The sequence below is a fragment of the Streptomyces sp. NPDC059740 genome (genome assembly GCF_042733155.1).
Lineage (GTDB): Bacteria > Actinomycetota > Actinomycetes > Streptomycetales > Streptomycetaceae > Streptomyces.
The window spans coordinates 213,939-232,282 of record NZ_JBHWGP010000010.1 but is presented as its reverse complement, the minus strand read 5'-3'; the positions used below and the strand labels follow the sequence as shown (position 1 = coordinate 232,282).

General features: G+C 75.0%; 12 protein-coding genes. 6 read left to right on the top strand and 6 right to left on the bottom strand.

The window, feature by feature from the left end:
• Positions 1–38 precede the first annotated feature (38 nt).
• From glnA to ACFV3R_RS15480, 3 genes are all read right to left on the bottom strand, one after another.
• Complete coding sequence (gene glnA / locus ACFV3R_RS15490; protein ID WP_385581668.1) at positions 39–1,400, bottom strand: type I glutamate--ammonia ligase; 1,362 nt, start codon at positions 1,398–1,400, stop codon at positions 39–41.
• A 251-nt stretch (positions 1,401–1,651) separates the two neighbouring features.
• On the bottom strand, positions 1,652–2,536 hold the full coding sequence (locus tag ACFV3R_RS15485; RefSeq protein ID WP_385581664.1) for an alpha/beta fold hydrolase: 885 nt from the start codon (positions 2,534–2,536) through the stop codon (positions 1,652–1,654).
• Between the two features lie 92 nt (positions 2,537–2,628).
• Positions 2,629–4,776, bottom strand: coding sequence for an FUSC family protein (locus ACFV3R_RS15480; RefSeq protein ID WP_385581661.1), 2,148 nt, complete (start codon positions 4,774–4,776; stop codon positions 2,629–2,631).
• Between the two features lie 136 nt (positions 4,777–4,912).
• Between ACFV3R_RS15480 and ACFV3R_RS15475 the strand changes: the two genes are divergently transcribed.
• The gene (locus tag ACFV3R_RS15475; RefSeq protein WP_385581658.1) at positions 4,913–6,667 is read left to right on the top strand and encodes an NAD+ synthase; all 1,755 of its coding nucleotides are present in this window, start codon (positions 4,913–4,915) and stop codon (positions 6,665–6,667) included.
• Positions 6,668–6,776: 109 nt separating this feature from the next.
• Here ACFV3R_RS15475 and ACFV3R_RS15470 read toward each other — a convergent pair whose 3' ends face one another.
• Both ACFV3R_RS15470 and ACFV3R_RS15465 read right to left on the bottom strand, forming a co-directional pair.
• Positions 6,777–7,991: an MFS transporter gene (locus tag ACFV3R_RS15470; protein ID WP_385581655.1), complete on the bottom strand. Its 1,215-nt coding sequence runs from the start codon at positions 7,989–7,991 to the stop codon at positions 6,777–6,779.
• A gap of 471 nt (positions 7,992–8,462) precedes the next feature.
• Positions 8,463–9,383 (bottom strand): endonuclease/exonuclease/phosphatase family protein, encoded by a 921-nt coding sequence (locus ACFV3R_RS15465; protein ID WP_385581720.1) that lies wholly within the window; start codon positions 9,381–9,383, stop codon positions 8,463–8,465.
• Between the two features lie 576 nt (positions 9,384–9,959).
• On the opposite strand from ACFV3R_RS15465, the gene panB reads away from it, so the two are divergent.
• The 3 genes from panB to ACFV3R_RS15450 all read left to right on the top strand — a co-directional run bounded on the left by panB (position 9,960) and on the right by ACFV3R_RS15450 (position 12,871).
• The gene (gene panB, locus ACFV3R_RS15460) at positions 9,960–10,859 is read left to right on the top strand and encodes a 3-methyl-2-oxobutanoate hydroxymethyltransferase (RefSeq protein ID WP_385581652.1); all 900 of its coding nucleotides are present in this window, start codon (positions 9,960–9,962) and stop codon (positions 10,857–10,859) included.
• Positions 10,860–10,991: 132 nt separating this feature from the next.
• Entirely contained in the window at positions 10,992–12,041 is a 1,050-nt protein-coding gene (locus ACFV3R_RS15455) for an ATP-binding cassette domain-containing protein (protein ID WP_385581649.1), read from the top strand.
• Positions 12,038–12,871: an ABC transporter permease gene (locus ACFV3R_RS15450; protein ID WP_385581644.1), complete on the top strand. Its 834-nt coding sequence runs from the start codon at positions 12,038–12,040 to the stop codon at positions 12,869–12,871. The genes ACFV3R_RS15455 and ACFV3R_RS15450 overlap by 4 nt, the downstream gene beginning before the upstream one ends.
• A gap of 64 nt (positions 12,872–12,935) precedes the next feature.
• Here the strand turns inward: ACFV3R_RS15450 and ACFV3R_RS15445 are convergent, their stop codons facing one another.
• The gene (locus ACFV3R_RS15445; protein ID WP_385581639.1) at positions 12,936–16,325 is read right to left on the bottom strand and encodes a BTAD domain-containing putative transcriptional regulator; all 3,390 of its coding nucleotides are present in this window, start codon (positions 16,323–16,325) and stop codon (positions 12,936–12,938) included.
• Between the two features lie 248 nt (positions 16,326–16,573).
• On the opposite strand from ACFV3R_RS15445, the gene ACFV3R_RS15440 reads away from it, so the two are divergent.
• Together ACFV3R_RS15440 and ACFV3R_RS15435 are read left to right on the top strand one after the other, a co-directional pair.
• The gene (locus ACFV3R_RS15440) at positions 16,574–17,488 is read left to right on the top strand and encodes a family 16 glycosylhydrolase (RefSeq protein WP_385581636.1); all 915 of its coding nucleotides are present in this window, start codon (positions 16,574–16,576) and stop codon (positions 17,486–17,488) included.
• Positions 17,489–17,800: 312 nt separating this feature from the next.
• Positions 17,801–18,310 (top strand): DinB family protein, encoded by a 510-nt coding sequence (locus ACFV3R_RS15435; RefSeq protein ID WP_385581717.1) that lies wholly within the window; start codon positions 17,801–17,803, stop codon positions 18,308–18,310.
• The last annotated feature ends 34 nt before the right edge of the window (positions 18,311–18,344 follow it).

Below are 18,344 nucleotides of genomic sequence, written 5' to 3'. Positions count from 1 at the left end.
GCGGTGCGGACCGCGGGCCGCCGCCGGCCGCTCCCGGCTCAGAGCACCGGCAGCATCTTGCGCAGCTCGAAGGGGGTCACCTCGGAGCGGTACTCCTCCCACTCCTGCTTCTTGTTGCGCAGGAAGAAGTCGAAGACGTGCTCGCCCAGAGTCTCGGCGACCAGTTCGCTGCGCTCCATCAGCGCGATGGCCTCGCCCAGGTTCTGCGGCAGCGGTTCGATGCCCATGGCCCGCCGTTCGGCGTCGGAGAGCGCCCAGACGTCGTCCTCGGCGCCGGCCGGGAGTTCGTAGCCCTCCTCGATGCCCCGCAGGCCGGCGGCGAGCAGGACGGCGTAGGTGAGGTAGGGGTTGGCGCCGGAGTCCAGGGAGCGGACCTCGACGCGGGTGGAGCCGGTCTTGCCGGGCTTGTACATCGGGACGCGGATGAGGGCGGAGCGGTTGTTGTGGCCCCAGCAGATGTAGGAGGGCGCCTCACCGCCGGCGCCGGCGGTGCGGTTGGCGCCGCCCCAGATGCGCTTGTAGGAGTTGACCCACTGGTTGGTGACGGCCGAGATCTCCGCGGCGTGGCGCAGCAGTCCGGCGATGAAGGACTGTCCGACCTTGGAGAGCTGGTAGGGGGCGCCCGACTCGTAGAAGGCGTTGCGGTCGCCCTCGAAGAGGGAGAGGTGGGTGTGCATGCCGGAGCCGGGGTGCTCGGAGAAGGGCTTGGGCATGAACGTGGCCTGCACGCCCTGTTCCAGCGCCACCTGCTTCATGACGAGACGGAAGGTCATGATGTTGTCGGCGGTGGAGAGGGCGTCGGCGTAGCGCAGGTCGATCTCCTGCTGGCCGGGGGCGCCCTCGTGGTGGCTGAACTCCACGGAGATGCCCATGGACTCCAGCATGGTGATGGCCTGGCGGCGGAAGTCCATGCCGACGTTCTGCGGGGTGTGGTCGAAGTAGCCGGAGGAGTCGGCGGGGGTGGGGCGGGCGCCGTCGGAGGGCTTGTCCTTCAGCAGGTAGAACTCGATCTCGGGGTGGGTGTAGAAGGTGAAGCCGAGGTCGGAGGTCTTGGCGAGGATGCGCTTGAGGACGTAGCGCGGGTCGGCGAAGGACGGCGAGCCGTCCGGCATGAGGATGTCGCAGAACATCCGGGCGGTGCCGGGGGCCTCGGCCCGCCAGGGCAGGATCTGGAAGGTTCCCGGGTCGGGCTTGGCGATCATGTCCGACTCGTGCACCCGGGCGAAGCCCTCGATCGCGGACCCGTCGAAACCGATACCTTCGTCGAACGCCTGTTCAAGCTCGGCGGGGGCGACGGCGACGGACTTCAGGAACCCCAGTACGTCGGTGAACCACAGTCGCACGAAGCGGATGTCCCGCTCCTCCAGCGTGCGGAGCACGAACTCCTGCTGCTTATCCATAGGTCACCAATCCTTGCAGGTCAGTCGGCCTGTCCACGCTCTGTTGCGAACGGGGTCGCGGCCCACCAGTATCACGTGCGGGGGTTACCGCCACATTACGCACCCCTGGCCCCGGCCAGAACCGCCGAGCACCCTGCGGCCGGTGCCCTTTCGTCCTCGGCGGTGCCGCGTTTGGGGTGCGCTTGGGGCGGGTGTGGTGCGGAGTTGACCCGGCGACAGGGGCCCCGCCCCGGCGGGCGGACGGCAGGGCCTCACGCCCACCGCTCGCTCTGGGCCAGCACCGCGCGGGCCACCGCCTCCGGCGCGTCGGACATCACCAGGCGTCCGGAGGGGGCGGCGACGGAGAACCGGGCGCCCAGGGTGGCGGCGAGCGCCCGCTGCCGCTCCAGCCAGTCCAGCTCGCGCCGGGTCTCGCCGCCGCCGTAGGCCGCCAGCACGCTCACCGGAACGGCGGGCAGCCGGTACAGCAGGCGCAGCGCGGCGAGGTCGTGCGCCTGGTAGGGGAAGGTGGCGTTCTCCAGGGCGCAGGCGCGCAGCACCCGGCTGGTGCGGTAGCTGTCGCGGACGTAGGGGCCCGCGGAATGGGGGCGGACGGTGGCGGCGTGCGCGGTCAGACGGCGTGCGGTGGGGCCCAGGACGCGCGGCAGGCCGGTCACGGCCAGCGCGCCGGCCAGGCCGCCGGCCGCGGCGGTACGGGCGGCGCGCGGCAGCCGGGGCCTGGTGGCGGGGGCCAGGCTCGCGTCGACCAGGACCAGGCCGGCGCTGCGCCGGGGGTGGGTGCGGGCGAACGCCTCGGCGTGCAGGGCGGCCATGGAGTGCCCGACGAGCGTGCAGGGTCCGGCCAGGCCGAGGGCGTCGAGCACGTGGCGGATGCGGCGGATCTCGGCGGCCAGGGTGGGTGGCTCGGGGGCGGGGGCGCTCAGGCCCAGGCCGGGGCGGTCGAAGCGGACGACGGTGCGGTGGGAGCGCAGCAGGGCGGCCACCGCGTCCCAGTCGAACCAGCTCATGCCCATGCCGGCGGTCAGCACGCACACCGGTCCCCGGCCCTCGCGCACGACGTGCAGCGGTATGCCGTCCACCCGCACCATGCGGCCGGGGATCGCGCGGCGCTGCCCGGGGAGGCTGCTGATCCTCATGTCCGCTGCATTCCCCGGCAGGCCGCCGGTGACCCCTCCCGGGCGGCGCCGGAGGACTGCCCGACCGGGGCCTGCCGGGGCGCCGCGCGGGGTCAGTGGGCCGCGGGCTGCGGCCTGGCGTGGCGGCCATGGTGGCCGGGGTGGCCGGGGTGGCCTTCCAGGGGTGCGGGGCCGGGGGCCGGGTCGGCCGGTGTGAGCCGTTCCTGGAGTTCCTCGACGGCGGTCACGGTCCGCAGGGCGAGGGTGAGGGCGCGGCTGCGGGCGTGGGCCACGCCGTCGGGCGAGGCGGGGTCGGCGAGGACCGCCAGCCCGCTGCGGGCGGCGCAGGTGTCGAAGGCGGCGCGCAGCACGCCCGGCTCGGTGGGCCGGCCGGCGGCCACGTCCTGGGCCAGGCGGGCCAGGTGGGCGTCGAGGACGGCGGCGAACTCGGCGGCCTCGGGGACGGCGTCCGCCTCGGTCGCCGGCAGCCGGTCGTAGAGCAGGGCGGAGCAGCGGGCGACCTCGTGCACGGACTGGCGCACCGCGGCCAGCTCGGCCGGGTTCCACCGGGAACGGTGGGCCCGGGGCTCGTGGGCGAGGCTGGCGGCCGCCGCGTCCAGCCGTTCCCGCGTCCGGCGGGCCTGGCCGCGCAGGACGTCGATCTCGGCGTGGTCGGCGGCGCCGGTCTCGGTGAGGCCGGTGACCAGCGCGGGCAGCAGGCGCCGCTGCACCTCCAGCCAGCCGGCGAGAAGTCCGTCCAGGCGCCGGTGGTGGTAGGTCGGGATCAGCAGGAAGACCACCAGGCCGAGCAGCGCGCCGACCAGGGTGTCGGCCGGGCGGCCCCAGGCGATGAGGTGCGGAGCGGTGCCCAGGCGGGTGATGAGGAAGACGATCCAGGCGGTGATGAAGAAGTTCAGCACCAGCTGGCCGACGCGCAGCGTCAGGAAGACGCAGGCCGCCAGGGCCGCGGCGACGATCTCCAGGGCGCCGGGGGTCCAGCCGTGGGGCAGCAGGACCGCCCAGGCGGCCAGGCCGCCGATGATCGACCCGATGGGCCGTGCCCAGCCGCGGGCGAAGGTGTGCCCGTAGTCGGGGAAGAGGACCAGCATGGTGGTCAGTGCGGCCCAGAAGCCGTGCTGCGGCAGGGCGTTGCCCCAGAAGTCGCCCAGGCCCCGGCCGACCGCCTCGCCGGCGGTGGTGCCGATCGCGATCCGCAGGGCGTGGCGGAAGAGCGGGGCGTCGGGGCGCAGCTCGGCGCGCAGGCGCCGCAGGGCGGTGCGGGCGGCGCTCTGGGCCGGGAAGGCGGCGAGGACTTCGGTCAGCCCCTCCTCGCCGCGCGCCGCCAGCCAGTGGTCGGCCAGCCGCTCGGCCTCGGCCAGGCGGGCGCGCAGCACGTCCGCGACGGCGCCGCGCCGGCCGGCCGGCCGCTCGCGTGCGACCGCCGTCCCCTCCTGGCGCCGTCCGGTGCGCAGGGTGCGGGCCACCGCGGTCAGCCGCTCCGCGACCTCCTCGTGCGGCAGGTTCTCGCCGTGCGAGGCGGCGAGCAGGGCGCGGCGGATGTTCTCCGCCTCGGCCAGCAGCGCGTAGAGCGGGGCGGCCTTGGGGCGGGCGAAGCGGGGCAGCAGGTCGAGTGCGGCGCGGGCGGCGGTGAAGGGGGCGGAGGCGGAGTGGCCGGTGCGGGCCTGGGCGGCCAGGCCGTCGTAGAGGGCGGCCAGGGCCCGGCGCTGGCCGTGGTGGCGGCGCCCGTAGGGCGGCAGGAGCTGCACGGCCACCACCAGGCCGGCGCCCACGGCGATCCACTGGACCAAGGTGAGTCCGGCGTCGGTGCCGGGCGAGAGGTCGGCGGTGATCATCAGGCCGATGGTGACCAGGCAGGCCCGGATGCCGGGCGCGACGCCGAGGGTGCGCCACAGCCCCGCGACCCAGGAGACGACGGCCAGGACGATCAGGAACCACCAGCCGGCGGGCTGCACGAGGACGCCGACGAGGGTGGCGAGGGTGAAGCCGGCGCCGAGCGCGAAGGCGTTGACGGCCCGGTGGCGGATCGGTGCGAGGAGCGTGCCGATGCCGGTGATGAACGTGCCGACGGTCATCATCGCCCAGGCCAGCGGGTCGTCCAGCAGGCTGCCGATGACCGAGGCGGCGACGACGGCGACCACGGCGCGCACGATGGCGGCGGGGTCGGAGAGGGTGCGTTCCACCTTGAGGGCGGCGGTGAAGCTCCGTCCCAGGGAGGTGGTCCAGCCTGTTACCTCGTTCATATAGATGTACTTTACACCTAATCTCGGCCGGACCGGAAACGCCCGCACTCCCCCGGCGCGGGGAGAGCGCGCCGCCGGTGCGGGACGCGGGCCACCGCCCCGCCATAACGTCAACCAGACGATTACACTGGGCGGCGTGCCTCAACTACGTCTCGCCCTGAACCAGATCGACTCCTCCGTCGGCGACATCCCCGGCAACTCCGACGCGATCGTGCACTGGACACGGCACGCCGCAGAGCGCGGGGCGCACTTCGTCGCCTTTCCCGAGATGGCGCTCACCGGCTACCCGGTCGAGGACCTCGCGCTGCGCTCGTCCTTCGTCGAGGCGAGCCGCCAGGCGCTGCGCGCCCTCGCCGGACGCCTGGCCGACGAGGGCTTCGGCGAGCTGCCGGTGCTCGTCGGCTACCTCGACCGCTGCGCCACCGCCCAGCCCCGTTACGGCCAGCCCGCGGGCGCGCCGCAGAACGCCGCGGCGGTGCTGTACGGCGGCGAGGTCGCGCTGAGCTTCGCCAAGCACCACCTGCCCAACTACGGCGTCTTCGACGAGTTCCGCTACTTCGTCCCGGGCGACACGATGCCCGTGGTCCGGGTGCGCGGCGTCGACGTCGCCCTCGCCATCTGCGAGGACCTGTGGCAGGACGGCGGCCGGGTGCCGGCCACCCGCGCGGCCCGGGCCGGGCTGCTCGTCGCCGTCAACGCCTCCCCCTACGAGCGCAACAAGGACGACACCCGCCTGGAGCTGGTGCGCAGGCGGGCCCGGGAGGCGGGCTGCACCACCGCCTACGTCGCCATGATCGGCGGCCAGGACGAGCTGGTCTTCGACGGCGACTCCATCGTGGTCGACGCCGGCGGCGAGGTCCTGGCCCGGGCGCCGCAGTTCTCCGAGGGCTGTGTCCTGCTCGACCTGGACCTGCCGGCCGCCGCCACCGAGCCGCCCGCCGGCACCGTCGCCGACGGACTGCGCATCGACCACGTCACCCTCAGCGCCGAGCCGCTGCCGGCCTACGAGGTGGAGACCACCGGCGGTGTGGCCGAGCGGCTGGAGGACGTCGAGGAGATCTACACCGCGCTGGTGGTGGGGCTGCGCGCCTACGCGGCCAAGAACGGCTTCCGCAGCGTCCTGATCGGCATGTCCGGCGGCATCGACTCCTCCCTGGTGGCGGCGCTGGCCTGCGACGCGCTGGGGGCGCACAACGTCTACGGCGTCTCGATGCCCTCGCGGTACTCCTCGGAGCACTCCAAGGACGACGCCGCGGAGATGGCGCGCCGCACCGGCATGCACTTCCGCACCGTCCCGATCGGCCCGATGTTCGACGCCTACATGGAGTCGCTGGGGCTGACCGGCCTGGCCGAGGAGAACCTCCAGTCCCGGCTGCGCGGCACGCTGCTGATGGCGCTCTCCAACCAGGAGGGCCAGATCGTCCTGGCGCCCGGCAACAAGTCGGAGCTGGCCTGCGGCTACTCCACGCTCTACGGCGACTCGGTCGGCGCGTACGGGCCCATCAAGGACGTCTACAAGTCGACCGTCTTCGCGCTGGCCCGCTGGCGCAACGAGGCGGCAGCCAAGCGCGGCGAAACCCCGCCGATCCCGGAGAACTCCATCACCAAGCCGCCGAGCGCCGAGCTGCGCCCGGGCCAGGTCGACACCGACTCGCTGCCGGACTACGACGTCCTGGACCGCATCCTGGAGCTCTACGTCGACCAGGACCAGGGCCGGGCGGAGATCGTCGCCCGCGGCTTCGACCCGGAGCTGGTCACCCGCATCCTGCGGCTGGTGGACACCGCCGAGTACAAGCGGCGGCAGTACCCGCCGGGCACCAAGATCTCGGCGAAGGGCTTCGGCAAGGACCGCCGCCTGCCGATCACCAACCGGTGGCGCGAGTCGGGCTGAGCCCGCCCCCGCCGCGTAGGGGAGCGCCCCCGCACGAGCTGTGCGGGGGCGCTCCCCTGCGTCTGCCTGCGGTGCCGCCCGTCGCGACCCCGGGCCGGGGCGGCCCGGCTCAGTGCGAGTGGCTGGGCAGCTCGCTGGGTGCCTGGTCGTCGCTGCGGGCCACCACGCGGGAGCCGTCGCCTCCCGAGCGGTCCAGGACGCCCGCGGTCACCGCGACCGCCAGCCCCACCACCGCCAGGACGGCGCCGACCAGCGTGGGCGAGGTCCATCCCCAGCCGGCGGAGATCGCGGCGCCGCCCAGCCAGGCCCCGCCCGCGTTGGCGAGGTTGAACGCCGAGTGGTTGGAGGCGGAGGCCATGGTGGGCGCGTGCTTGGCCTTGCGCATGACGAGCATCTGCAGCGGGGTGGTCGTCATGAAGCCGACGCCGCCGAGCAGTACCACGCACACCAGCGCCGCGGCGGTGTGGTGGACGGCGAAGTGGAAGACGACCAGGACCACCGCCAGGGCGGCCAGCGCCCCGTAGAGCGTGGGCCGCAGCGCCCGGTCGGTGAGCGGGCCGGCGGCCAGCGCGCCCAGCGTCATGCCGATGCCGAAGAGCGCCAGCACCAGCGTCACCGAGCCCTCGGAGATGCCGGTGACCTGCGTCATCATCGAGGCCAGGTAGCTGTAGACCGCGAAGACCCCGGCGAAGCCGAAGACGGCGGTCAGCAGGCCCAGCACCACCTGCCGGTTGGCGAGCGCGCGGACCTCGCGGCCCAGGCCGCCCTGCTCCTCGCGCGGCATGTGCGGGACGAGGGCGGCGAGCGCCCCGAGCGAGACCAGACCGATGACGGCGACGACCAGGAAGGTGGCCCGCCAGCCCAGGTGCTGGCCCAGCAGCGTGCCCACCGGCACACCGACGATGTTGGCGACGGTCAGGCCGAGGAACATGGTGGCCACCGCGCGCGCCTGGCGCCCCTCGGAGACCAGCTTGGCGGCGACCACCGCGCCGACGCCGAAGAACGCGCCGTGCGGCAGCCCGGCCAGCAGCCGGCCGACCACGAGCAGGCCGAAGGAGGGCGCGAGCGCCGAGAACAGGTTGCCGACGGTGAAGACGCCCATCAGCAGCAGGAGCATGCGCTTGCGCGGTATGCGCGAGCCGAGCGCGGTGAGCAGCGGAGCGCCGACGACGACGCCGAGGGCGTAGGCGGAGACGAGGTAACCCGCCGTCGGCACGGAGGTGCCCAGATCGCCGGCGACGTTGGGCAGCAGGCCCATCATCACGAACTCGGTCGTACCGATGCCGAAGGCGGAGATGGCGAGCGCGAGCAGCGCCAGGGGCATGAGGAGACCTTTCGGGAACCGGCGCGCCCCGGGGGCGCGCGAGCAGGGTGGGTCGGCTTCACGTCCGGGCCGGGACGCCGATCCGCGCTGATCGGTCCGGCCCGCGGGACGGGACACGGGCAGACGTTCTACGCTACCCGTAAGTTCCCTCCGGGAACAAAGCATGCCCGCCTGGTGATTCCTGCACGCGAACACGGTGTGACGAGTGTGCGTCGGCTGCTCGGCGGGGTGTGGGCCGGCGGCTGCGGCAGGCGCGCGGGGCGTGACCGGGCGGAGGCGCACGGTCACGCGGCCATCACCGTCACGCGGCCATCACCGTCACGCGGACATCGGTCATCGCGCGGACATCGGTCATCGCGCGGACGTGAGCACTCCCCGGGGTGTCTCCGCTTCCGGCGCCCGGGGCGGGAGCCGGGGCAGGCGCCTCCCGCTCCCCGGCCCTTCAGGGCCCCGCGGCGCGGCCCCTGGCCCTCACAGCCGTACGGAGGCCGCCACGGGCAGGTGGTCGCTGCCGGTCGCGGCGAGCGACCAGGCCGAGACGGGGTCCACGCCGCGCGTCATGATCTGGTCGATGCGCGCCATCGGCAGCTTCGCCGGCCAGCTGAAGCCGAAGCCGTGGCCCGCCGCGCCCTGTGCGGAGCGCATCTGCGAGGTCACCGGGGCCAGCGAACGGTCGTTCATCGTCCCGTTGAGGTCGCCCAGGAGGACCACCCGGTGCAGCGGGTCGTGGGAGATGGCCCTGCCCAGCGCCGCCGCGCTCTCGTCCCGCTGGTTGGCGGTGAAGCCCGCGTCCACTTTGACCCTCACCGACGGCAGGTGCGCCACGTAGACGCCGACCTGTCGCCCGCCCGGTGCGGTCACCGTGGCGCGCAGGGCCCGCTTCCAGCCGATCCCGAGGTCGACGGGGTGCTCGTCGGTGAGCGGGTAGCGGCTCCACAGCCCGACGGTGCCGACCACCACGTGGTGCGGGTACTTCGCGGCGAGACCGGTCCGGTACGCGGGCAGCGCCTGGGCGGTGACCTCCTCCAGCGCCACCACGTCCGCACCGGAGGCGACCAGGTCCTTCGCGGTGCCGGCGGGGTCGGGGTTGGCGGCGTCGACGTTGTGGGTGGCCACCGTCAGGTCGCCGCCGGTGCCGGCCTTGTCGGTGAGCTGGCCGCCGAAGAGGTTGGCCCACACCACGACCGGCAGCACCAGCGCCACCAGCGCCGTGGCCGAGCGCCGCAGCAGGGCGAGGACGAGCAGCACCACCGCCCCGAGACCGAGCCAGGGCAGGAACGTCTCCAGCAGGCTCCCCAGGTTGCCGAAGGAGTTGGGCACGTCCGAGTGCAGCAGCATCAGCAGGCCGAGCAGGACGGCGAGCACCGCCAGGACGATGCCCCGGCGCCACATGCCCTCCCGCCGCCACCGCGGCAGCCGGCCGAAGGGGGAACGGCCCGGCGCAGGGGCGGGCGAACGGCGCTCGCGGGCCTCCTCGGTCATGCGTGCCTGGGCCATTTCGCGTTCCTCACTGGCGCTCTCGCTCGTCTCGCCGGTCGGCCTCCTGCGGGGCTGAGGGGTCCTTGCCATATGAGCGTCCGATGAGGTCGCGTGGTCTGGTGCCGTGCATCGCAAGGCGCCGGAGAGTCCTCGTAGCGGAGCTACTAGGGCTTTTCGGCAACGCCGGGTGCGGTGCCAGACCACGCGGCCCGGGCGGGCATATGGCAAGGACCCCTTAGACCCTAGATGGTCCTGGTCGGGCCACCCAACCCGAGGACGGCGTGGCGGTGTGTCCGGGTTCCTGGTCGCGGGCGGCTGTGACGGGAGGGACACCTGTGCCGCGCCGGCCGGTGTGGCACACGCCACCTCCCGCGCCGGGGCCCCCGAGACGGCCTGCCCCCTGTCCGGTGCGGGCACCGCGTGCCAGCATGGAGGGGAGTCCGGGGACGCCGTCAGGGCGCCTCGAGATGACGAACAGGAGCCGTCGCCATGACGCAGCTTTCGCCTGCCCACGAGCCGCAGGCCGCACCCACCCCCGACGCCCCCGGCGCCCCCCGTACGCCCGCGCCGCTGTACGGGGGCACGTCCTCGCGCCGGGTGACCGTCCGCGACATCGCACGCGCCAAGGAGCGCGGCGAGAGGTGGCCGATGCTCACCGCCTACGACGCGATGACCGCCTCCGTCTTCGACGAGGCCGGCATCCCCGTGCTGCTGGTGGGCGACTCGATGGGCAACTGCCACCTGGGGTACGAGTCGACCGTCCCCGTCACCCTGACGGAGATGACACTGCTGTCGGCCGCCGTGGTCCGCGGCACCAGCCGCGCGCTGGTCGTCGCCGACCTGCCGTTCGGCAGCTACCAGGAGGGCCCGGTGCAGGCCCTGCGCAGCGCCACCCACCTGGTGAAGGAGGCCGGCGTGGGCGCGGTCAAGCTGGAGGGCGGCGAGCGCAGCGCCCAGCAGGTGGAGCTGCTGGTCTCGGCCGGCATCCCGGTCATGGCACACGTGGGCCTGACCCCCCAGTCGGTCAACGCCTACGGCGGCTACCCCGTGCAGGGCCGCGGCGAGGAGGCCGCCCAGCAGCTCCTGCGGGACGCCAAGGCGGTGCAGGACGCCGGCGCCTTCGCCGTGGTGCTGGAGGCGGTGCCGGGGGAGCTCGCCGCCGAGGTGACGCGCTCGCTGCACATCCCCACCGTCGGCATCGGCGCCGGCCCGGAGTGTGACGCGCAGGTGCTGGTGTGGACGGACATGGCGGGCCTGACCGCCGGCCGGGTGCCGAAGTTCGTCCGGCAGTACGCGCAGCTGCGCCAGGCCCTGGGCGACGCGGTGCGCGCCTACGCCGAGGACGTGGTGGACGGCTCCTTCCCGGCGGCGGAGCACACCTTCAGCTGAGCCCGCGGGCACGGCACGGCGCGCCACCCGGTGGGCGGGTGGCGCGCCGGTGCGCTGACCGCCGCCTCCCGGTGCGGGGGACGTCGGTGAACTGTCGGCGGGATGTCGGCGGCGGCTGGCATCGTCTTGCCCATGACACGACAGACGACAACCGCGGGCGGCCGCAACGCCGTCGAGGTGCGCGGGCTGGTCAAGCACTTCGGTGAGGTGCGGGCCGTCGACGGGGTGGATCTGGACGTGCGCGAAGGCACCGTCCTCGGCGTGCTCGGACCCAACGGTGCCGGTAAGACGACCCTGGTGCGGTGCCTGTCCACGCTCCTGGTGCCGGACGCCGGCACCGCCACCGTCGCCGGCTTCGACGTGGTCCGCCAGCCGCGCGCCCTGCGCCGCACCATCGGTCTGACCGGGCAGTACGCCTCGGTCGACGAGAAGCTGTCCGGGCGCGAGAACCTGTACATGATCGGCCGCCTGCTGGACCTGTCCCGCAAGGACGCCCGGCGGCGCGCCGACGAGATGCTGGAGCGCTTCTCCCTCACCGACGCCGCGACGCGCCCCGCCGCGAAGTACTCCGGCGGCATGCGCCGCCGCCTGGACCTGGCCGCCTCCATGATCGGCCGGCCCTCGGTGCTGTACCTGGACGAACCGACCACCGGCCTGGACCCGCGCACCCGCAACGAGGTGTGGGGCGAGGTGCGCCTGATGGTGAGCGAGGGCGCCACCGTCCTGCTGACCACCCAGTACATGGAGGAGGCCGAGCAGCTCGCAGGCGAGCTGACGGTCATCGACCGCGGCAAGGTCATCGCCGAGGGCGGCGTCAAGGAGCTGAAGACGAAGGTCGGCGGCCGCACGCTGCGCATCCGCCCGGCGCTCGCGACCGACCTGGACCGCATGGCCGGTGCGATCGCGCAGGCCGAAGTCCTGGGCGTGGGCACGCCGACCGCCGACCACGCCGACGGCGTCGTCAACGTCCCCCTCACCACCGACGAGCAGCTGACCGCCGTGGTGTCGCTGCTGACCCGGCGCGAGTTCGCGCTGGCCGAGATCAACACCCATCTGCCCAGCCTGGACGAGGTGTTCCTGGCCCTCACCGGCCAGAAGACCTCCGACGCCGCCGGCCCGGCCGGCCCGTCGGACGCGGACGTCCCGGATGAGGCCCCTGAGCGTCAGGAGGTGCCGGCGTGAGCGCGGCGACCATCACCGCACCGGTCGAGCCCGGTGCGGACGAGGGAGGCATCGGCCTCCGCGCCCACCTGCGCCACATCGGCGCGCTGGCACGGCGCAACGCCCTGCAGATCAAGGCGGACCCGGAGTCGATGCTCGACGCGGTGCTCATGCCGATCATCTTCGTCCTGCTGTTCGTCTACGTCTTCGGCGGGGCGATCGGCGGCGGGATGGGCGGCGGCCGGGACGCCTACGTCCAGCACATCGTCCCGGGCCTGATGGCGATGGGCGGCATGAACATCGCCATGGCGGTGGGCTCCGGCGTCAACGACGACTTCCGCAAGGGCGTCATGGACCGGTTTCGCACCATGCCCATCGCCCGCTCCTCGGTGCTGGTGGCCAAGGTGACGGTCGAACTCGGCCGGATGCTGGTCTCCACCGTGATCCTGCTGGCCATGGGGTTCGCCATCGGCTTCCACCTGGAGGGCTCGGTCCTGCAGCTGCTCGGCGCGGTGGCCCTGTCGCTCTTCTTCGGCTCGGCGCTGACCTGGATCTTCATCCTGCTGGGTCTGACGGCACGTTCCTCGCAGGCGGTGCAGGGCCTGGGCATGCTGGTCATGATGCCGCTCCAGTTCGGCTCCTCGATCTTCGCCCCGCCCGGCACGATGCCCGGCTGGCTGGAGGCGTTCACGAAGGTCAACCCGCTCTCGGCGCTCGCCGACTCGGCGCGGGGCCTGATGACGGGCGAAGGCGCCCTGCTGCACCCGGTGCTGCTGACGCTGGGCTGGTCGGTCGGCCTGACGGTGGTGCTGGCTCCGCTGGCGGTGTCGCGGTTCCGCAAGAAGGTCTGACGGCCGGGGCCGGGTCCCGGGGCGGGGGCGGCCCTGAGGGGAACCGCTTCGTCCGCGGCGCAGGTCAGATGAGGGCGGTGGCCTCGGACAGCGAGAGGCCGCCGCCCTCGGCGTACGCCTGCTCCCACGCCGCCCCGTCCAGCAGCGCCCGGGCCTCCCGCTCGGCCGCCGCCCGCGCGTGGCGGATGTCGCGGAACGGGCGCCGGCCCAGGAACCACAGGGCGTCGAACGCCCCGACCAGCCGGGCCGCGTCCGCAGCCCGCCGCGCACCGTCGACGGCGAGCACCGCCCGCGCGGCGACCACGAGTTGGGTGATGGGCAGGTCGGGGGCGATCACGGCGGCGAGCGGCTCGCGCAGCGCCGCCACGGCGGTCCGCATGCGGGGCAGCAGCTCGGGGGCGCGGTTGCCGGCCTCCACCTCGACGCCCACCAGTGCGGAGTCGAGCAGTCCCCAGAAGAGGACCGGCACGGTCGACTGGCCGAACTCCTCGCGCACCAGGAGCAGCTGCTCCCTCGCCTCCGCCGTCTCCCCGGTGACCGACAGCCGGCGCGCGAGCGTCATCCGGGCGAACGCGATCGCCTCCCCGCGGTCCCCCTCGCCCGCGGCGATGACCTCCCGCAGCATGGCGACCCCCCGCTCGGCCTCGTCCCCCTCCACCAGCACGCCCGCCAGCTGCGCCTTGAGCACCGGTACCTGTCCGTGGGCGCCCAGCGCCTCGGCGTACCGCATCGCCGCCCGGTAGTCCTCGGCGGCGAGCTCGTACTCGCCGCGCACCAGCCGCGCCTCGCCCCGGCCGCCCAGCGCCTCCGCCGCCCCCCAGGCGTCACCCAGCCGCTCGAAGATCTCCAGCGCCTCGTCGGAGTCCGCCGCGGCCCGTTCCCCCGCCTCCGGGTGGTCGTTGAGGAGCTTGGCGCGCAGTTGCAGGCTCATGGCCAGTTCCCACTCGTAGCCGTGGGCCCGGCAGGCCGCCACCGTCTCGTCGGCCTGCCGCCGCACGTCGGCCGCACGGTCGGAGACCATGAGCGCGAAGAACCACAGCGCACCGGGCAGCCGGCAGGTCTGCGGCAGGCCGCTGCGGTAGGCGGTGACGACGCCCTCCACCTCGGCGCGCCCCTCCTCGCTGCGCAGGAACGGGGCGTCGTGGTCGTAGGCGGCCAGCGCCAGGACGCGCACCTGCCGGCGGGCCTCGACGAGCTGTTCGGGCGGCAGCGGCGGCGGCGCGTCGATCGGCCGGTCGTACAGCGGCTCGGCGGGCGTCGCCGGCGGCAGGAAGGGGCTCGGGCCCAGGGCCGCGGCGGCCTGTGCCCAGGTGCGGCCGTCGCCGCGGTGGTCGCGCAGCGTCCAGAACCAGTGCAGCGAGAGCACCAGGCTCAGCGCCTCGTGCTCGTCCTCCGCGGCGACGGCCCGGCGCAGCGCCGCCCGCAGGTTCTCGTGCTCCTCCTCCAGCCGGTCCAGCCACTCCCGCTGCCGCGGTCCGCGCAGCAGGCCCTCGTTGCGGCGGACGAGTTCGCGGTGGTGGACGAGGTGGCGGTGCTCGGCGGCGGCCCGCTCCCCCGCCTCGTCCAGGCGCTCACCGGCGTACTCGGCGACCGTCTCCAGCAGCCGGTAGCGCATCCGGCCGCCCGGCCCCGGCGTGGCGACGACGAGGGACTTGTCGACGAGCGAGCCCAGCAGCGCCGCCACGTCCCGCGAGGAGACGGCGGCGGACCGGGTGCCGGCCGGGTCGGCGCAGACCTCCTCGGCCGCCGCGGGCTCGCAGCCGCCGGCGAACACCGCGAGGCGCCGCAGCACGGCCTTCTCCGGCTCCGTCAGCAGTTCCCAGGACCAGTCGACGACCGCCCGCAGCGTCTGCTGCCGGGGCAGCGCGGTGCGGCTGCCGCTGGTGAGCAGCCGGAACCGGTCGTCGAGCCGGTCGGCGAGCTGGCGCGGACCGAGCACCCGCAGGCGGGCGGCGGCCAGTTCGACGGCGAGCGGCAGGCCGTCCAGGCGCCGGCAGACCTCGGCGCAGGCCGCGGGGTCCTCGGCCACCGTGAAGCCGGGGCGGGCCGCGGCGCCGCGCTCCTGGAACAGGCGCAGGGCGACCGGGTCGGGCAGCGGCCCCACCGGGTGCAGCACCTCGCCGGGTACGGCCAGCGGCTCACGGCTGGTGGCCAGGACGGTGACGCCGGGGCACTCGGCCAGAAGGCGGCCGGCCAGTTCGGCCACCGCGTCCAGGACGTGCTCGCAGTTGTCCAGGACGAGCAGCATCCGCCGCCCGGCGCAGTGCTCGACCAGCCGGGCGGTGGGTTCTCCCCCGGTGGGGTCGGTGGCGGCGCGCAGCCCCTCGGCGGTCGTGCCGCGCACCACGGTCTCGCGCCCGCCGAGTGCGGTGAGCACCGCCTCGGGGACGGTGCCGGGGTCCGCCAGGGGGGCGAGCTCGGCGAGCCACACGCCGTGCGGCCAGGACTCGGGGTCGGCTGCCACGGCCTGCTCGGCGGCCTCCTGGGAGAGCCGGGTCTTGCCGGCGCCGCCGGGCCCGAGCAGCGTCACCAGGCGGTGGGTGGCGAGGCCGGCGCGGAGCGCGGCGAGGTCGTCCTCCCGGCCGACGAAGGAGGTCGGGCGGGCCCGGAGGTTGCCGCCGGACCGGGCCGGGCCCGGGCGTCGCGCGGGCGCCGGCGGAGCGGCTGCCCCGGGCCGCGCGGTGGCCGGGTCCGGGTGGTGCGGGGCGGGGACGGCGGGCTGCTCGCCGCCGGGCGGGGGCGCGAGGAGTTCGGCGTGCAGGGCGCGGAGCGCCGGACCGGGGTCGGCACCGAGCCGGTCGGCGAGGTCGCGCCGGACCGCGTCGTAGGAGGCCAGCGCCTCGGCGGGTCGCCCGGCGTCCCGCAGCGCGCGTATCCGCAGGGCCTGGAGGGGCTCGTCCAGCGGGTGGTCCTCGCACAGCCCGGTGAGGGCCGGCAGGGCGTGTTCGGCCAGCCCCAGTTCGAGGTGGCAGGTGTGCAGGGCCCGCTGGGCGTCCAGCCGGCGGGCGTCGGCGCGGGCCGCCTCGGCGTGCGCCTCCGGCAGGTCGGCCACGGCGGCCCCACGCCACAGGGCCAGCCCCTCCTCCAGCACCGCGGCGGCCTTCGCCGGATCGCCCGCGGCGAGCGCCTCGGTCCCCTCGCGGGTCAGCCGCTCGAAGCGGTGGAGGTCCACGTCGTCGGCGTCGGCGACCAGCCGGTAGCCGCCGTGGGAGGACGCCACGGCCGCCGGGCCCAGCGCCCGGCGCAACCGGCCCACCAGCGCCTGGAGCGCGCCCGGGGCGTCCCGGGGCGGCTGCGCGCCCCACACGTCGGCGATCAGGACCGCGGGGGCGAAGGTGCGGCCCGGGCGCAGTGCCAGCGCGGCCAGCAGGGCACGCAGCCGCCGGCCGCCGACGGCCACGGAGGTGCCGTCGGCCCGCAGGGCCCGGGTGGTGCCGAGGATCGCGTAGCGCACCGGACCATTGTCGGGCACGGGGGCGCCGGACGCGGGGCCGACCCGGAACACCGAGCCGGAAGGCGGGGCGGGGCCCCGGGCCGGACGGGGCGGGGCCCGGGTGCGGCCCGGGCGAGGTGGTCCCGGAAGGTCCCGTCGCCCCCCTGTCCCCGTGGCGCGGGGTGCTCTACGGTCGCAGCGTCCCGGCTGTGTTGCGCGCCGCCGCAGGGGCGGACCTGCCCACGCACGGCCCGACGAAGGGTGACGTCATGCGGACACGAGGCCGTCCTGGCCGCACCGCGGTTCTCCGCGCCCGCCTGTGCGCCGCCGCCGCGGCACTGGCCGCCTGCGCCGCCCTGCCGGCCGTACCGGCACAGGCCGCGGGGGCCCGGCCCGCCGCGGTGTCCGCGCTGGTCGACCCCGCGACACCGGCCGGCGTCCGCCCCGAGGGGGTGGACCCGGCGCAGGCGGCTGCCCAGACCCTGGTCTTCAGTGACGAGTTCGACGGGGACAGCGTCAGCTCCGCCCGCTGGACCGCCCGCGACCAGCAGCGGGACGGCGCCGCAGCCGGCGACACCTGGTCCTACGACCCTGCCGACGTGCGTACCGACACCCGGGGCGCGCTGGCCCTGGACGTCCGGCAGCTCGGGCCGCACGAGTTCGCCGGCGGACGCATCGACAGCCAGGGCAGGTTCGCCTACACCCACGGCACCCTGGAGGCCCGCGTCCACACCCCGGCCGCCACCAACGGCCACCTGGCGGCGGTGTGGCTCCAGGCGGACGCCGGCCTCACGCCCGGCGGGGCCGTCGACGGAACCGCACGCGACGGCATGGAGGCCGACGTCACGGAGACCAACTACCAGGCGGACAGGTACTCGGCGACCCTGCACTGGGACGGCTACGGCGCGGACCACCGGTCCTCCTCCACGGTGGTGGCGGCGCCCGGGCTGCACAGCAGCTGGTACCACACCTTCGGGCTCAGCTGGACGGCCACCAGGATGGAGTTCCGCTACGACGGCACGGTGGTCCGCACCGTCACCGACCCGCAACTGATCAGCCAGGTCTCCGAGTTCCCGATCCTCTCGCACGAGGTGCTGGACGGCTGGGCGGACGGTTCGATCCACGACGAGACCTACGGCCCGGCGTCCACGATGTACGTCGACTACGTCCGCGTGTGGCAGTGAGGACGGGACGCACCACAGGGCTCGGACGGTGACCACGGCATCGGGCCCCGGCGGTTGCGCGGACGGGCGACCAGGGGCGCGGACGACCGGACGGCTGGGAGCTGGACAGTGGGCGGGCCCGGCCGGTAGACACCCTGCACCGGTGAGCGGGCGCCCCGGCTTCCGGCGCGCGGAACCGGCGCCGGCCGCCACTTCGCCGGCCCCGGCACCCGTCGGACTCCCCTCCGTCCCGCACCGGATCGCACCGTACTGAGGAGCCTCGTGACCACCACGCCCGCGTCCCAGCCCGTACCCCGGCCCGTTTCCAGCCCCGTGCCCACCGCCCGCCCGGAGCCGCCGCTGACCGGCGGCGAGCGCGAGACCCTGAGGGGCTTCCTGGACTACCACCGCGCCACCCTCGCCATGAAGTGCGAGGGCCTGACCGACGAGGAGCTGAGCAGGCGCTCGGTGCCCTCCTCCGCGCTCTCGCTGCTGGGCCTGGTGCGGCACATGGCGGAGGTGGAGCGCACCTGGTTCCGCCGGACGATCGCCGGCGAGAGCGACCTGCCGCTGGTGTGGTCCGCGGACGGCGACTTCCAGGCCGCCTTCGAGACCGCGGCGGCCACCGGCGCGGAAGCGTTCGCGGCCTGGCAGGAGGAGGTCGCCCACGCGCGGCGCATCGAGGCGGCGGCCCCCTCGCTGGACGTCACCGCCCACCAGCCCCGCTGGAACGAGACGGTCTCGCTGCGGCTGGTGATGCACCACCTGGTCCACGAGTACGCCCGGCACAACGGCCACGCCGACCTGCTGCGCGAAGGGGTGGACGGGGTGACCGGGGCCTGACCGCGGCCCGCGCCCCGCTGCCTGCCCGCGCCCG

Excerpts from the sequence above, each read along its gene's own strand:
- glnA (WP_385581668.1), bottom strand. The coding sequence starts at position 1,400 with ATGGATAAGCAGCAGGAGTTCGTGCTCCGCACGCTGGAGGAGCGGGAC.
- ACFV3R_RS15485 (WP_385581664.1), bottom strand. The coding sequence starts at position 2,536 with ATGAGGATCAGCAGCCTCCCCGGGCAGCGCCGCGCGATCCCCGGCCGC.
- ACFV3R_RS15480 (WP_385581661.1), bottom strand. The coding sequence starts at position 4,776 with ATGAACGAGGTAACAGGCTGGACCACCTCCCTGGGACGGAGCTTCACC.
- ACFV3R_RS15470 (WP_385581655.1), bottom strand. The coding sequence starts at position 7,991 with ATGCCCCTGGCGCTGCTCGCGCTCGCCATCTCCGCCTTCGGCATCGGT.
- ACFV3R_RS15465 (WP_385581720.1), bottom strand. The coding sequence starts at position 9,383 with ATGTGGCGCCGGGGCATCGTCCTGGCGGTGCTCGCCGTCCTGCTCGGC.
- panB (WP_385581652.1), top strand. The coding sequence starts at position 9,960 with ATGACGCAGCTTTCGCCTGCCCACGAGCCGCAGGCCGCACCCACCCCC.
- ACFV3R_RS15455 (WP_385581649.1), top strand. The coding sequence starts at position 10,992 with ATGACACGACAGACGACAACCGCGGGCGGCCGCAACGCCGTCGAGGTG.
- ACFV3R_RS15440 (WP_385581636.1), top strand. The coding sequence starts at position 16,574 with ATGCGGACACGAGGCCGTCCTGGCCGCACCGCGGTTCTCCGCGCCCGC.